At 50.3% G+C, this 15955-nt stretch carries 11 protein-coding genes; 4 read left to right on the forward strand and 7 right to left on the reverse strand.

Annotated features, from left to right (window positions below; translation table 11 throughout):
* Positions 1-41: 41 nt before the first annotated feature.
* The 4 genes from rpsA to serC form a co-directional block, all read right to left on the reverse strand.
* Positions 42-1715, reverse strand: a complete 1674-nt coding sequence (rpsA, locus tag HA51_RS11935; protein ID WP_034820570.1) for a 30S ribosomal protein S1 — start codon at positions 1713-1715, stop codon at positions 42-44.
* A gap of 122 nt (positions 1716-1837) precedes the next feature.
* Entirely contained in the window at positions 1838-2518 is a 681-nt protein-coding gene (cmk, locus tag HA51_RS11940; protein ID WP_084934718.1) for a (d)CMP kinase, read from the reverse strand.
* Between the two features lie 198 nt (positions 2519-2716).
* Complete coding sequence (aroA, locus tag HA51_RS11945) at positions 2717-4003, reverse strand: 3-phosphoshikimate 1-carboxyvinyltransferase (protein WP_084934719.1); 1287 nt, start codon at positions 4001-4003, stop codon at positions 2717-2719.
* Positions 4004-4083: 80 nt separating this feature from the next.
* Positions 4084-5169, reverse strand: a complete 1086-nt coding sequence (gene serC, locus HA51_RS11950) for a 3-phosphoserine/phosphohydroxythreonine transaminase (RefSeq protein WP_084934720.1) — start codon at positions 5167-5169, stop codon at positions 4084-4086.
* A gap of 312 nt (positions 5170-5481) precedes the next feature.
* On the opposite strand from serC, the gene ycaO reads away from it, so the two are divergent.
* From ycaO to pflA, 4 genes are all read left to right on the forward strand, one after another.
* Positions 5482-7245 carry a 30S ribosomal protein S12 methylthiotransferase accessory factor YcaO gene (gene ycaO, locus HA51_RS11960; RefSeq protein WP_084934722.1) on the forward strand — a complete coding sequence of 588 codons (1764 nt, stop codon included), beginning with the start codon at positions 5482-5484 and terminating at the stop codon, positions 7243-7245.
* 350 nt (positions 7246-7595) lie between these two features.
* Positions 7596-8456 (forward strand): formate transporter FocA, encoded by an 861-nt coding sequence (gene focA, locus HA51_RS11965; RefSeq protein ID WP_084934723.1) that lies wholly within the window; start codon positions 7596-7598, stop codon positions 8454-8456.
* Positions 8457-8523: 67 nt separating this feature from the next.
* Positions 8524-10806 carry a formate C-acetyltransferase gene (gene pflB / locus HA51_RS11970; protein WP_084934724.1) on the forward strand — a complete coding sequence of 761 codons (2283 nt, stop codon included), beginning with the start codon at positions 8524-8526 and terminating at the stop codon, positions 10804-10806.
* A gap of 159 nt (positions 10807-10965) precedes the next feature.
* Positions 10966-11706 carry a pyruvate formate lyase 1-activating protein gene (pflA, locus tag HA51_RS11975; RefSeq protein WP_084934725.1) on the forward strand — a complete coding sequence of 247 codons (741 nt, stop codon included), beginning with the start codon at positions 10966-10968 and terminating at the stop codon, positions 11704-11706.
* 46 nt (positions 11707-11752) lie between these two features.
* Here pflA and HA51_RS11980 read toward each other — a convergent pair whose 3' ends face one another.
* From HA51_RS11980 to HA51_RS11990, 3 genes are all read right to left on the reverse strand, one after another.
* The gene (locus tag HA51_RS11980) at positions 11753-12904 is read right to left on the reverse strand and encodes an MFS transporter (protein ID WP_084934726.1); all 1152 of its coding nucleotides are present in this window, start codon (positions 12902-12904) and stop codon (positions 11753-11755) included.
* Between the two features lie 311 nt (positions 12905-13215).
* Positions 13216-14508: a serine--tRNA ligase gene (gene serS / locus HA51_RS11985; RefSeq protein WP_084934727.1), complete on the reverse strand. Its 1293-nt coding sequence runs from the start codon at positions 14506-14508 to the stop codon at positions 13216-13218.
* A gap of 96 nt (positions 14509-14604) precedes the next feature.
* Entirely contained in the window at positions 14605-15951 is a 1347-nt protein-coding gene (locus tag HA51_RS11990; protein WP_084934728.1) for a replication-associated recombination protein A, read from the reverse strand.
* Positions 15952-15955: the final 4 nt, after the last annotated feature.

Below are 15955 nucleotides of genomic sequence, written 5' to 3' on the forward strand. Positions count from 1 at the left end.
CCGAAACCGGACGATTAGCATCGTCCGGTGCCTCGGGTCGATTACTCGCCTTTAGCCGCTTTGAACGCTTCAGCCATAGCGCTAGAGAAGTTGCTTTCTTCCTGTTTGGTGTTAACAGTGTTGATTGCTTCTTTCTCATCAGCCTGGTCTTTAGCACGAACAGACAGGCTTACAACGCGGTTCTTACGGTCAACGCCGGTGAATTTAGCTTCAACGTCGTCACCAACACTCAGAACCAGAGTTGCGTCTTCGATACGGTCCAGTGAAGCTTCTGAAGCGCGCAGGTAACCTTCAACGCCATCAGCCAATTCTACTGTAGCACCTTTAGCGTCTACTGCAGTGACTTTACCGTTAACGATAGCGCCTTTCTTGTTCAGGGTGATGTAGTTGTTGAATGGATCTTCAGCCAACTGCTTCACGCCCAGAGAGATGCGCTCGCGCTCTGCATCAACCTGCAGTACAACAGCGGCAATTTCGTCGCCTTTTTTGTACTCACGAACAGCTTCTTCGCCGGTCGCGTTCCAGGAGATGTCTGACAGGTGAACCAGACCGTCGATGCCGCCGTCCAGGCCGATGAAGATACCGAAGTCAGTGATTGACTTGATTTTACCTTCAACGCGATCGCCTTTGTTGTGGGTCTCTGCGAACTGCTGCCATGGGTTGTTTTTGCACTGCTTCAGACCCAGGGAGATACGACGACGCTCTTCGTCGATGTCCAGAACCATAACTTCAACAACATCGCCCACGTTAACAACTTTAGATGGGTGAATGTTCTTGTTGGTCCAGTCCATTTCAGAAACGTGTACCAGACCTTCAACGCCTTCTTCGATTTCAACGAAGCAGCCGTAATCAGTCAGGTTGGTTACACGACCAGTCAGCTTGGTGCCTTCTGGGTAACGCTTAGCGATAGCAACCCATGGATCCTCGCCCAGCTGTTTCAGGCCCAGGGATACACGAGTACGTTCGCGGTCGAACTTCAGCACTTTAACAGTGATTTCGTCGCCCACGTTGACGATTTCGCTCGGATGCTTAACGCGTTTCCAAGCCATGTCAGTGATGTGCAACAGGCCGTCAACGCCACCCAGATCCACGAATGCGCCGTAGTCAGTGAGGTTCTTAACGATACCTTTAACTTCCATGCCTTCCTGCAGGTTTTCCAGCAGCTGATCGCGTTCAGCGCTGTTTTCAGATTCGATAACTGCGCGGCGAGAAACAACCACGTTGTTACGTTTCTGATCAAGCTTGATAACTTTGAACTCAAGCTCTTTGCCTTCCAGGTGCAGAGTATCGCGAACCGGACGAACGTCAACCAGTGAACCTGGCAGGAACGCACGAATACCGTTCAGCTCAACTGTGAAGCCACCTTTAACTTTGCCGTTGATAACACCGGTAACAGTTTCAGCTTCTTCGTAAGCTTTTTCCAGCGTGATCCAAGCTTCGTGACGCTTAGCTTTCTCACGGGACAGCAGGGTTTCACCGAAGCCGTCTTCAACTGCGTCAAGCGCAACGTCAACTTCGTCGCCAACCTGGATTTCCAGTTCGCCGGCTGCGTTCTTGAACTGCTCTGCAGGAATTGCAGACTCAGATTTCAGACCCGCATCAACCAGGACTACGTCTTTGTCGATAGAGACAACAACGCCACGAACGATGGAACCCGGACGGGTTTCGATTTCTTTCAGTGATTCTTCAAATAGTTGAGCAAAAGATTCAGTCATATTGATAATCTTAGGATTCTTCAATTTAACGTCCACCTGACGTCATTGTCGGATGGGGTTGTTTCACATGCCCAGCACCGGGTCCTTGGTACAGGGTTACTGCAATTCAGTTACCGAATAGATTAAATACCCAACTTTTGGCGGGCATAATCAAGTGCCTTTTCAATCACTTGCTCAATGGACATACTGGTTGAATCCAGCACCAGAGCATCAGCGGCAGGCACTAAAGGAGCAATTGCGCGATTACGATCGCGGTCATCGCGTTCCTTTATCTCGGATAAAAGGCGATCAAAGTTAACATTAAAGCCCTTCTCCTGCAACTGTAGCATACGACGATGCGCACGCTCTTCTGAACTTGCATCAAGGAAGATTTTAACCGGTGCTTCGGGGAAAACCACCGTCCCCATATCACGACCATCGGCGATCAGTCCGGGCTCTTCGCGGAAGGCACGTTGGCGGCGCAGCAGCGCTTCACGAACACGCGGGAAAGCGGCTACGCGCGAAGCAGTATTACTGACTTCCTGCGTACGGATTTCACCCGTTACATCCTCACCTTCCAAAATTACCTGCATTTCGCCTTCAACCGATAAGAAACGCACATCAAGGTGTGCCGCCATCGGGACTAAGGCTTCTTCAGATTCAATATCCACTTGATGATGAAGTGCAGCCAAGGCTAAAACGCGATAAATGGCACCAGAATCCAGCAAGTGCCACTGCAATGACTCCGCCATCGCTTTACACAAAGTCCCTTTACCAGCGCCACTTGGCCCATCAATGGTAATTACCGGGGCGATTGCCGTCATTGTTTTCTCCTGTTGCTGCGTACTTATTATCAGCCTTCTTGGCTGTCTGGATTGCGCAGCATTATACGCTGCCCGCGTCAGGTTAGTTACCCCTTAGCGTAGACAGCGCTAGAAATTTCGACAGATTCAGAAGAATTTCCGCCCAACAAGACCAGAAATAGACGTAGAAACCCGGCACAAGCGCACCGGGTAGAGAGATCAGGAGGCGTGACTAATTTTTTGCAACTGCTGGAAGTAGTCTGGGAATGTTTTCGCCGTGCAACCTGGGTCAAGAATAGTGACAGGCGTATCTGACAGGGCAACCAAAGCAAAGCACATCGCCATACGGTGGTCGTTGTAGGTTCCAATGTCTGCATGCTGCAACTGAGCCGGAGGGGTAACACGAATAAAATCGTGCCCTTCTTCCACTTCCGCACCCACTTTGCGCAATTCGGTCGCCATCGCGGCTAAACGATCCGTCTCTTTTACGCGCCAGTTATAGATGTTACGCATTAAGGTGGTGCCTTCCGCGAACAACGCCGTGGTGGCAATGGTCATCGCCGCATCAGGGATGTGGTTCATGTCCATATCGATAGCGGTCAGTGTCCCGCGCGTACAAGCAATGTAGTCATCGCCCCACTCGATCACTGCGCCCATTTTTTCCAAAACGTCAGCAAAACGAATATCGCCCTGCACGCTATTACGCCCAATACCTGTCACACGTACCGTGCCGCCTTTGATGGCCGCCGCTGCGAGGAAATACGAGGCAGAAGACGCATCGCCTTCAACTAAGTAATCGCCTGGAGACTGATACTGTTGCTGGCCTTTCACCACGAAACGTTGGTAGTTCTGGTTGTCCACTTCAACACCAAAGCAACGCATCAGATGCAGAGTGATATCAATATAAGGCTTGGAGACCAAGTCACCTTTGATAGAGATGACCGTGTCTTTTGGGGCCAACGGTGCGGTCATCAGCAAGGCGGTCAGGAACTGACTTGAAACACTGCCATCGACACTGACATCACCGCCAACAAAGCCCCCGTTCAGACGCAGTGGCGGATAATCCGTTTGCTCCAGGTAATCAATATTTGCTCCGCCCTGACGCAGCGCATCGACCAGATGGCCGATTGGACGCTCTTTCATGCGCGGTTCGCCAGTCAAAACTATGGACTGTTGGCCTAAGCACAATGCCGCAGCCAGCGGGCGCATGGCGGTACCGGCATTGCCCAGAAACAGCTCCAGAGCCTGGTCACTGTGCAGCGGCCCGGCATTCCCAACCACTTCGCACACAGTACGATCGGCAGAGAGCGTGTAATTGACACCCAGCGCCTTTAGCGCATTCAGCATGTGTTTAACGTCATCGCTGTCCAGCAAGTTCGTCAGGCGAGTCGTGCCGTTTGCCAGCGCGGCGAGTAACAACGCGCGGTTAGAAACGCTTTTTGAACCCGGTAAGTTTACCGTGCCGTCAACGCGGGCAATCGGTTGTAGAGTCAGGGAGTCCTGCATGTGAAACCAAATCTCCAGAAAAGACGAGACCCCGTCCAATAACGGGGCCAGATGCCAGCTACGCTGGCATGAGTGAGGAATTAGCCGTGGCGACGTTCGAAGTCAATCATGAACTCAGTCAGGACTTTTACACCCTCCAGTGGCATCGCATTGTAGATCGATGCGCGCATGCCGCCAACCACACGGTGCCCTTTCAGCGCATGCAGGCCAGCCTGCAGCGACTCTTCCAAGAACACTTTATCCAGTGCAGCATCAGCCAACTGGAAGGGCACGTTCATACGTGAACGGTTAGAAGACGCGACATCATTGCGGTAGAAGTTGCTGTTATCAATGACGCCATAGAGAAGATCAGCTTTCGCTTGGTTGATCTTATCCATCTCTGCCACACCGCCGTTCTCTTTCAGCCATTTGAAGACCAAACCTGAAAGATACCAAGCGAATGTTGGTGGAGTATTGAACATGGATTCATTTTCAGCCAGCACCTTATAATCAAGGATAGAAGGCACGTGACTTTGCGCTTTGCCCAACAAATCTTCACGCACGACCACCAACGTCAGACCGGCTGGGCCAATATTTTTTTGCGCGCCGGCGTAAATCACACCGTAACGACTGACGTCAATTGGACGAGACAAGATAGTGGACGAGAGATCGGCAACCACCACTTTGTCACCAAAATCTGGCTCTTCATCAATGGCAATACCATCAATGGTTTCATTCGGGCAAAAATGCACGTAGGCAGCGTCATCGTTCAACTGCCATTCACGCATCGGTAACAAAGCACGTTTACCTTCATGCGTGGTTTTGATGTCAATGGTGTTCGGCGAACAGAATTTTTCTGCTTCTTTAATGGCGCTATGGGCCCAGTAACCACCATCAATGTAATCTGCGGTTTTAGCATCGCCTAACAGGTTGCCCGGAATGGCAGCAAACTGCGCGCGTGCGCCACCATGGCAGAACAAAACTTTGTAGTTGGATGGGATCTTTAGCAGATCGCGAAAATCCTGTTCTGCTGCTTCAGCGACAGCAATAAACTCTTTACTGCGGTGACTGATCTCCATCACCGAGGTGCCTAATCCGTGCCAGTTTGTCAATTCTTGTTCTGCACGACGGAGCACTTCTACCGGCAGCATCGCCGGGCCGGAGCTAAAATTATAAACCTGCGTCATTTCCCCTCACCACTGTCATATCGAACGGTTATGAATACCCCATCGGTTTTATCATTGCCTCCGAATGGCTGCAATCATTAATCCGGTGGAGATCACATTTCCAGAGCTGGCACCGCCGCAGCTTATGTCATAAATGCAATAAGCCACGGAATTTTGTGAGGTCGTTTCCTGAAGTAAAATCAGAATGCAGCCAGCCACTGAAAAAGCCGTAACAATGCCGCGATAAATTTGGACCATGAATAGCGAAGCAGGCGCAAAACCCGTATCATTGCGCGCTTTACGCCCACCCCATCGACTTGAGAGAGCGCCAACATGACGCAAACGTTTATTCCAGGAAAAGACGCCGCACTGGAAGACTCCATCGCACGCTTCCAGCAGAAACTGCAAGACTTAGGCTTCAACATTGAAGAAGCCTCCTGGCTGAACCCGGTTCCACATGTTTGGTCTGTGCACATCCGCGATCGCGACTGCCCACTGTGTTTTACTAACGGTAAAGGTGCCAGTAAGAAAGCCGCACTGGCCTCAGCGTTGGGCGAATATTTTGAGCGTCTCTCAACCAACTATTTCTTTGCCGATTTCTGGCTGGGTCAGTCGATTGCCAATGGCGATTTCGTTCATTACCCGAATGAGAAATGGTTCCCACTGACCGACGATAACAGCTTGCCAGCAGGCATTCTGGATGCGCGTTTGCAGAAGTTTTACGATCCTGAAGACAGCCTGAACGCCTCAGATCTGATTGACCTGCAGTCAGGTAATGCTGACCGTGGTATCTGCGGCCTGCCATTTACCCGTCAGTCAGACCAGCAGACGGTCTACATTCCGATGAACATCATCGGCAACCTATACGTATCTAACGGTATGTCAGCGGGTAACACCGCGAATGAGGCTCGTGTGCAGGGGCTTTCTGAAGTCTTTGAACGCCACATCAAAAATCGCATTATCGCGGAATCCATCAGCCTGCCAGAGATCCCTGCTGAAGTTATGCAGCGCTATCCGGGCGTCATTGAGGCCATTGAACGTCTGGAAGCCGAAGGTTTCCCTATCTTCTCTTACGATGCTTCACTCGGCGGCAAGTACCCGGTTATTTGCGTGGTGCTGTTCAACCCAGCCAACGGCACTTGCTTCGCCTCCTTTGGTGCACATCCAGACTTCGGTGTCGCGCTTGAGCGTACCGTAACCGAATTGCTGCAAGGCCGTGGACTAAAAGATCTCGACGTCTTCACGCCGCCGACGTTCGATGACGAAGAAGTCGCTGAACATGCCAATCTGGAAACTCACTTCATTGACTCCAGTGGTTTGATCTCTTGGGATATGTTCAAAGACGATGCGGATTATCCGTTCGTTGACTGGAGCTTCGCGGGGAATACCCATGAAGAGTTCGATACGCTGATGGCCATCTTCCGTGCAGAAGATAAAGAAGTTTACATCGCTGACTACGAACATCTGAGCGTTTACGCTTGCCGCATCATCGTTCCTGGCATGTCTGATATTTATCCGGCGGAAGACTTGTTGCTAGCAAATAACAGCATGGGTGCGCCACTGCGTGAAACCTTACTGGCATTGCCTGCTAGCGAATGGGAACCCGAGGCCTATTTGAACCTTATCGAGCAGTTGGATGAAGAAGGCCATGACGACTTCACCCGTGTACGTGAACTGTTAGGCCTTGCATCCGGTAAAGACAACGGCTGGTATACCCTGCGCATTGGTGAATTGAAAGCCATGCTAGCGCTGGCCGGTGGCGATTTGGATCAAGCGTTGATCTGGACCGAATGGACCATGGAGTTCAACCAGTCGATCTTCACTGAAGAGCGCGCCAACTACTACCGCTGCCTGCAGACGTTGTTGCTGCTGGCGATGGAAGAAGAGCGTGATCCTCTGCAATATCACCGCGCATTCGTTCGTATGTATGGCCAAGCAGCGGTTGACGATGCCTCTGCCGCTATCAGTGGCGAAGCGCCATTCTATGGCCTGCAAGCGGTAGACCTCGATTTGAAAGCATTCCCTGCGCACCAAGCTCTCTTAGCAGCTTATGAGAAGTTGCAGGTGGCTAAGCGTCAATACTGGTCAAAGAAATAATTACGACTATTTCATCCCGCATCAGAGATATGTAATAGATGGCACTGAACTATTTCAGTGCCTTTTTTATTGTCATGAAATACGCGCATCACAGTTAATGTTTATATTTAACAAGTCATCTTCAATAGTTAAATTAAATTAACATTACTCTGGCAAGCACCCTGCTCCATTAAAATTTTATTGTATAAATTAAAAAATATTTAATATATATAAATCATGTAGTTAATAACAAAACCTCAATCCACTCGCCTCGCTTATCCCTCACCTACCCGGCATTTATGATCCACATCAATTCCTGTCCTATACTCGTTTGTTAGTATCTCTACAGACAATTTATGGAGAGCGTTAGTGTGAAAGCTGACAACCCTTTTAATGCATTACTACCCGCGGCAATGGCAAAAGTTGCAGAAGATGCCGGTGTCTATAAAGCGACTAAACATCCTCTCACGACCTTCTTCCTTGCCATCACCGCTGGCGTATTTATTTCAATCGCATTCGTCTTTTACATCACAGCCACCACTGGCACTGGTGCAATGCCTTACGGTATAGCCAAGTTGATTGGGGGAATTTGCTTCTCATTAGGCTTGATGTTGGTGGTCGTTTGTGGCGCAGACCTCTTCACCTCAACCGTCCTCATTGTGGTCGCAAAAGCCAGCGGTCGCATTACCTGGCTGCAACTCGGCCGTCACTGGCTGTATGTCTATATCGGCAATCTGTTTGGTGCGCTGTTCTTTGTCGTACTGATGTGGCTAGCGGGGGAACATATGGTCGCCAATGGTGCGTGGGGTTTAAACGTACTCCAGACCGCTGATCATAAAATGCATCACACCTTTGTTGAAGCCGTGAGTCTGGGCATCCTCGCCAATCTGATGGTCTGTCTGGCCGTATGGATGAGTTACTCCGGTCGCAGCTTGTTCGACAAAATGTTTGCCATGATATTGCCTGTCGGGATGTTTGTTGCCAGCGGCTTCGAGCACAGCATCGCCAACATGTTTTTGGTCCCTATGGCTATCGTCATTCGCGATTTCGCCAGCCCGGAATTCTGGCAAATGGCCGGTTCCAGCGCCGCGCAGTTCCCTTCTCTCAGCGTTGGCGACTTTATTGTTAATAACCTCATTCCAGTGACAATCGGCAACATTATCGGTGGTGGGTTGTTAGTCGGTTTGACCTACTGGGTCATCTATCTGCGCGGTGATGATCCGGTGCATTAAGAAATTAAAACGGGCGTGCTCAAGGGCACGTCATCGTCAGAGTCTCCCTAAATAAGGCAGGTATATTATGTCCGAACTTAACGAAAAGATGGCGTCAGCCTGGGAAGGATTTAGCGCCGGCGAATGGCAGAACGGCGTCAACGTCCGTGACTTTATCCAGAAAAACTACACCCCGTATGAAGGTGATGAGACTTTCCTTGCGGGCGCAACGCCAGCCACCACTAAATTGTGGGATAGCGTGCTGGAAGGTATCAAAATAGAGAACCGCACCCATGCACCGGTTGATTTCGATACTGACCTCGCTTCTACCATCACTTCACACGATGCGGGTTATATTAATAAGTCTCTTGAGACCATTGTGGGTCTGCAAACCGAAGCACCTCTGAAACGCGCCATCATCCCGTTTGGCGGTATCAAAATGGTCGAGGGTTCTTGCAAGGTTTATGGCCGCGAACTCGATTCTGGACTGAAAAAAGTCTTTACCGACTATCGTAAAACTCACAACCAAGGTGTGTTCGATGTCTATACTCCTGACATCCTGCGCTGCCGTAAGTCTGGTGTGTTAACCGGTCTGCCTGATGCCTATGGTCGTGGTCGTATCATCGGTGACTACCGTCGCGTTGCGCTGTACGGCATCGATTATCTGATGAAAGATAAAGTGGCGCAGTTCAATTCACTGCAGAGCGATATGGAAAATGGTGTCAATCTTGAAGACACCATCCGCCTGCGTGAAGAGATCTCTGAACAACATCGTGCGCTGGGTCAGATCAAAGAGATGGCGGCAAAATATGGGTTCGACATCTCTCTGCCAGCTGAGACTGCACAAGAAGCGGTACAGTGGACTTACTTTGGTTACCTGGCTGCCGTGAAATCTCAGAACGGCGCCGCCATGTCATTTGGCCGCGTATCAACCTTCCTTGACGTCTATATCGACCGCGATATTAAAGCCGGTAAACTAACGGAAGAAGGCGCGCAGGAACTGATCGACCATCTGGTGATGAAGCTGCGTATGGTGCGCTTCCTGCGTACCCCAGAATATGATGAACTCTTCTCTGGTGACCCAATTTGGGCAACGGAGTCGCTCGCGGGTATGGGTGTCGATGGACGTACGATGGTGACAAAAAGCACCTTCCGCTTCCTCAACACCCTTTACACTATGGGCCCTTCACCAGAACCTAATATGACCATTCTGTGGTCAGAAAAACTGCCTATTAACTTCAAAAAATACGCGGCGAAAGTCTCCATCGATACCTCGTCATTGCAGTACGAAAATGATGACCTGATGCGCCCTGACTTTGACAATGATGACTACGCCATTGCCTGCTGTGTGAGCCCGATGATTGTCGGCAAACAAATGCAGTTCTTTGGTGCTCGCGCCAACCTGGCAAAAACGCTGCTGTACGCAATCAACGGCGGTGTGGACGAAAAACTGAAAATGCAGGTTGGTCCAAAAGAAGCGCCAATTACTGATGAGATTCTGGATTTCGACATTGTTATGGCACGCATGGATCACTTCATGGATTGGCTGGCAAAACAGTATGTCACCTCGTTGAATATCATCCATTACATGCACGATAAGTACAGCTACGAAGCATCATTGATGGCGCTGCACGACCGAGACGTCTATCGCACCATGGCGTGTGGTATTGCGGGCTTGTCCGTCGCAGCAGATTCCCTGTCAGCAATTAAGTACGCTAAAGTCAAAACAGTTCGTGATGCAGATGGCCTCGCGGTTGATTTTGAAATCGAAGGAGAATATCCGCAGTTTGGGAATAACGATTCGCGCGTTGATGACATGGCATGTGACTTGGTTGAACGTTTCATGAAGAAAATTCAGAAACTGCAAACCTATCGTAACGCGGTACCGACTCAGTCCGTTCTGACCATCACCTCTAATGTGGTTTACGGTAAAAAAACCGGTAATACACCTGATGGTCGTCGCGCCGGTGCACCATTTGGACCGGGTGCAAACCCAATGCACGGACGCGATCAAAAAGGTGCGGTTGCCTCACTGACTTCCGTTGCCAAACTGCCGTTTGCCTACGCCAAAGATGGTATCTCTTATACCTTCTCTATCGTGCCAAATGCGCTGGGTAAAGACGATAATGTGCGCAAAACCAACCTTGCAGGTTTGATGGATGGGTACTTCCATCACGAAGCGAACATTGAGGGCGGGCAGCACCTTAACGTCAATGTTATGAACCGTGAAATGCTGTTGGATGCGATGGAACATCCAGAGAAATATCCACAGCTGACCATCCGTGTGTCTGGCTATGCTGTACGTTTTAACTCGCTGACTAAAGAGCAGCAGCAGGATGTGATTACCCGTACATTCACTCAGTCACTGTAATCCTCCCTGAGATTTGAAGGCTCCTGCGGGAGCCTTTTCTCCACAAGTCTATTTTGCCCGTTTGCTCACTAGGGCAACCTGGCAAAATCGACTTTAATCCAAGAGCACAACAGAGATTGTGCCGCCTGATGTTAGGGCTAAACCGGAGAACTCATCGCAATGTCTACCATCGGTCGTATCCACTCATTTGAATCTTGCGGCACCGTTGACGGTCCTGGCATCCGTTTTATCACATTCTTTCAAGGCTGCCTGATGCGCTGCCTTTATTGCCATAACCGCGACACATGGGACACCCACGGGGGTAAAGAAATTACCGTTGAAGCGCTAATGAAGGATGTCGTGTCTTATCGGCACTTCATGAATGCCTCAGGGGGAGGTGTCACTGCATCAGGAGGCGAAGCGATTCTGCAAGCCGAGTTCGTGCGCGATTGGTTCCGTGCCTGTAAAGCGGAAGGCATTCATACCTGTCTGGATACCAACGGTTTTGTACGTCGTTATGATCCGGTGATTGACGAACTGCTGGATGCTACCGATCTGGTTATGCTCGACCTGAAACAAATCAATGATGATGTGCACCAGATTCTGGTCGGCGTTTCCAACCATCGCACCCTTGATTTCGCGCGCTATCTGCAAAAGAAAGGCAAACGGACCTGGATTCGCTTTGTGGTCGTACCGGGCTATTCGGATGATGACGACTCCGTGCACCGTTTGGGCAAGTTTACCCAGGACATGGAGAACATCGAAAAAATCGAGCTGCTGCCCTATCACGAATTAGGCAAACATAAATGGATTGCCATGGGTGAAGAGTACAAGCTTGACGGCGTAAAACCCCCAAGCAAAGAAACTATGGAGCGGGTAAAGAACATTCTCGCGAGCTATGGTCATGAGGTGATGTATTGACACAAAAAAGGGGAGCATTCGCTCCCCTTCTCAGTTCTGCAGAACCTTATGCGTGCGCCACTGGCGTCGCGTGTTGGTCAGCCTTACGCAACAGCATGACTAAATAGACTAACGCCACTGCGGCAATCATCACAAACAGCAGGCGGTCGGAGTAATTCTGCATCAACATGGATGTCATCCCCGGTCCTACGAGACTGCCAATGGTGTAGCTAAACAACAACGCCTGGTTCATAGCAACCAGTTCATGGTGGGATACGGTTTCACATGCCCAAGACATGGCTACTGGATAAAGCGTAAAGCCAGCCAGCCCCAGCACAAACAGTGCTGGTGCCATTGCGGTGTCACCTAGCATGGCAATCGCACCCAGAATCACCACAAAAACTTGCACGCGTAACACCATTAAGCGACCAAAACGATCTGCAAGACGTCCTACAGGCCACTGCCCAACGATGCCCGCACTGACCAGTAATGCCATCCAGTATCCGATGTTGGCATCACTCATGCCACGATGTGAGAGATACAATGGCATCAGTCCGTACAGCGAACCCAGAACAATACCTGAGATGATGCAACCGTTAATCCCTAAACGAGAACTACGACGACGTAACATGCTCCAAATACGCCCGGTCGAAGCTTCTTCAGGTGCTTCGCTGGTATTGACGCGCAGAAACAACACTGGCAATACCGCACAGACAATCAATGCAGTGACCCATGGAATAACATGCAACAATTCGGTAGAAACACGGCTCACTAATAGCTGACCCGCAACAGTGCCCAGGTAATAAACAATCATATAGGCGGCGAGCAATCGACCACGGTTACGCACAGTGCCGCTACACAGCAAGGCGCTCTCCACCACTACCCAAATCAATGCACAACCTAAGCCCGCGACAAAACGCAGTATTGTCCAGCTGTAGAAGCCCTCAAACAGCGCCATCCCCATAGTGGCTAACGCGAACCATACGCTTGCCAGATAAAAACAGCGGTTGAAGCCGTAGCGATTAATCAACCAACCTGCCAGCAAAGTCCCCAGCAGGTTCCCGGTATAATAAGCTGAGCTGGCCATACCCACCTGCCAGGTCGGCAGTTGATTGTGAGTAAGCCACAGTGGTACCAGCGTATTAAGCACAGCAATAGACACCGTCATTAGCATTAAGCCGCAAAGCAGCAACACGACGGGGCGCGACCAGGTAGACATAGGGATTAAAAACCAAAGAAATGGAGATAATTGCGCGCAGTTTGCCATTCGCTATTTTAAAGTCAATGTGCAAAAAATAGCCGCCGCACAATTTGCTGCTGAACAATTTATTTTTTTATCTTCAGCAGGTTAGAGAAGAGATCGTTTTGTTAATGCTGTGAGCTATCTACATGAATTAATGGGTTTTAGTCTTTTAAGGCTGCCTACTGTCGATAACGTTTATTTCTGATTAATTCTTACTGAAAAATAATCGTTTAAGACTAAAAATAAAAAACCCGGCATTGCCGGGTTTTTTATGCAGAAAACATTGATTAACCAATGATTTCCAGACCGCCCATGTAAGGACGCAGTACTTCTGGCACTTCAATACGGCCATCAGCTTGTTGGTAGTTTTCCAACACCGCAACCAAGGTACGACCTACAGCCAAACCGGAACCGTTCAGCGTGTGCACCAAACGGGGTTTCTTATCGGTTTTGTTACGGCAGCGTGCCTGCATGCGGCGCGCCTGGAAATCCCACATATTAGAGCAAGAGGAGATTTCACGATAAGTATCTTGCGCTGGCAGCCACACTTCCAAGTCGTAAGTTTTAGCGGAACCAAAGCCCATATCGCCCGTACACAGCAATACTTTACGGTAAGGGAGATTGAGCAACTGCAATACTTTCTCAGCATGGCCAACCAACTCTTCCAGCGCATCCATCGACGTTTCTGGTGCAACGATGTGTACCATCTCAACTTTGTCGAACTGGTGCATACGGATTAGACCACGCGTATCACGGCCATAAGAGCCCGCTTCTGAGCGGAAGCAGGGTGTATGCGCCGTGAGTTTCATCGGCAGGTTTTCTTCTTCGACGATCTCGTCGCGCACCAAGTTGGTCAACGGCACTTCCGCTGTTGGGATCAGCGCATAGTTACTGCTACCCGCTTCTTCACCCAGCGGCTTGGTATGGAACAAGTCTTCACCAAATTTCGGCAACTGACCCGTGCCAAACAGTGTTTCATGGTTAACCAGATAAGGCACATAGGTTTCAAGATAACCGTGCTGTTGTGTATGCAGGTCGAGCATGAACTGGCTCAATGCACGGTGCATTCGAGCAATTTGCCCCTGCATCACGATAAAACGTGAACCCGTCAATTTAACCGCAGCAGCAAAATCCAGGCCTTTAGCCGCTTCACCCAACTCAACGTGGTCTTTTACTGGGAAATCAAACTGGCGCGGTTGGCCCCAGCGGCTGACTTCCTGATTCTCGCTGTCATCTTTACCCAGCGGCACTTCATCGACCGGCAAGTTAGGCAATGCCAGAGCAAAATCACGGATTTCGTTTTGCAACGTATCCAGTTCAGCTTTTGCTGCATCCAGACGTTCACCCAGCGTGTTCACTTCCTGACGCAGTGGCTCGATGTCTTCCCCACGTGCTTTGGCCTGACCGATGGATTTGGATCGGGAGTTACGCTCTGCCTGCAGATTTTCGGTTTCTACTTGCAGGACTTTACGGCGTTCTTCAAGCGAACGCAGCGTATCCACATCCAGTTTAAATCCTCGGCGTGCCAGTTTTTCTGCGACTGCGTCTGGCTCATTACGCAGCAGATTGGGATCGAGCATGCTTATCCTGTGTAATTAAGGTTGGTTGAACGAATGAAGGGATGCATCCCACTGGAATGCATTGAAATACTTGCTCACCTTACCGTAAGGTGTTTATCAGCGGTAGCGTTTTATCGGGCTATTTTGATCCTGTTCAGCCAACCAGGCGAGTTTTTCGCCAATTTTACCTTCAAGTCCCCGGTTAGTCGGCTGATAGTAGCGCGTTTGCGCCATTTCAGGTGGGAAGAACACCTCTCCCGCCGCGTAAGCGTTGGGCTCGTCATGCGCATAACGGTACTCTTTGCCCAGCCCCATCTCTTTCATCAATTTGGTCGGGGCATTACGCAGATGTTCTGGCACGTCATAATCGGGGAATTCACGCGCGTCACGCATGGCGGATTTAAAAGCAGTGTAAACAGCATTACTTTTAGGTGCGCAGGCGAGGTAGACAATCGCCTGTGCAATCGCTCGCTCACCTTCGGCTGGCCCAACGCGGGTGAAACAATCCCAAGCAGAAATAGCGACTTGCATACCGCGTGGATCGGCGTTGCCGACATCTTCAGAAGCGATCGCCAATAAACGACGAGCCACGTAAAGCGGATCGCCACCGGCGGTAATAATACGCGCATACCAGTACAGTGCCGCATCCGGCGCAGATCCTCTCACCGATTTGTGCAGCGCTGAAATGAGATCGTAAAAGCGGTCACCTTTGTTATCAAAACGCGCCGCCCTTTCACCGGACACTTCATTTAATAATTGTGGCGTAAGTTCACGCTTGCCCTGTGCGTTGCTCTCCGCCATATCTGCCATCATTTCCAGCGTGTTGAGTGCTCGACGAGCGTCGCCATTGACTAACTCAGCAATCATCCGTCGGGTGTTATCAGGCAACAGAATATCGCTGTTACCGTAACCTCGCGCACTGTCCTGCATCGCTTGGATTAGCACCTGCTCAATATCTTCGGTGGTGAGGGATTTCAATAAATAGACGCGTGCACGGGAAAGCAATGCAGAATTGAGTTCGAATGAGGGATTTTCAGTCGTCGCGCCAATAAACGTAATGGTGCCATCTTCGATATGCGGCAGGAATGCATCCTGCTGACTTTTATTGAAGCGATGGACCTCATCGACGAACAGAATGGTACGACGACCAAGCTGACGATTTTGCCGCGCACGTTCAATCGCCTCGCGAATCTCTTTAACGCCGGAAGTCACAGCGGAAATGCGCTCTACATCGGCTTTACCGTAGTGCGCAATGATTTCCGCTAATGTGGTTTTCCCTGTGCCTGGCGGCCCCCACAAGATCATCGAATGCAAATGTCCGGCTTCAATGGCGCGAGGTAGCGGTTTGCCCGCCGCCAGCAGATGCTGTTGCCCGATATATTGTTGCAACGTCGCTGGTCGCATACGTGCGGCCAGCGGTTGGAACTCATTCGAAGAGGCGAAATCCAGGGACAGATTACTCACTACG

Source organism: Pantoea rwandensis (assembly GCF_002095475.1).
Lineage (GTDB): Bacteria > Pseudomonadota > Gammaproteobacteria > Enterobacterales > Enterobacteriaceae > Pantoea > Pantoea rwandensis.

What these genes read in the sequence shown, in the direction of transcription:
- cmk (WP_084934718.1), bottom strand. Translation starts at nt 2,518, where the DNA reads ATGACGGCAATCGCCCCGGTAATTACCATTGATGGGCCAAGTGGCGCT.
- pflB (WP_084934724.1), top strand. Translation starts at nt 8,524, where the DNA reads ATGTCCGAACTTAACGAAAAGATGGCGTCAGCCTGGGAAGGATTTAGC.
- aroA (WP_084934719.1), bottom strand. Translation starts at nt 4,003, where the DNA reads ATGCAGGACTCCCTGACTCTACAACCGATTGCCCGCGTTGACGGCACG.
- HA51_RS11980 (WP_084934726.1), bottom strand. Translation starts at nt 12,904, where the DNA reads ATGTCTACCTGGTCGCGCCCCGTCGTGTTGCTGCTTTGCGGCTTAATG.
- ycaO (WP_084934722.1), top strand. Translation starts at nt 5,482, where the DNA reads ATGACGCAAACGTTTATTCCAGGAAAAGACGCCGCACTGGAAGACTCC.
- serS (WP_084934727.1), bottom strand. Translation starts at nt 14,508, where the DNA reads ATGCTCGATCCCAATCTGCTGCGTAATGAGCCAGACGCAGTCGCAGAA.
- rpsA (WP_034820570.1), bottom strand. Translation starts at nt 1,715, where the DNA reads ATGACTGAATCTTTTGCTCAACTATTTGAAGAATCACTGAAAGAAATC.
- pflA (WP_084934725.1), top strand. Translation starts at nt 10,966, where the DNA reads ATGTCTACCATCGGTCGTATCCACTCATTTGAATCTTGCGGCACCGTT.
- serC (WP_084934720.1), bottom strand. Translation starts at nt 5,169, where the DNA reads ATGACGCAGGTTTATAATTTTAGCTCCGGCCCGGCGATGCTGCCGGTA.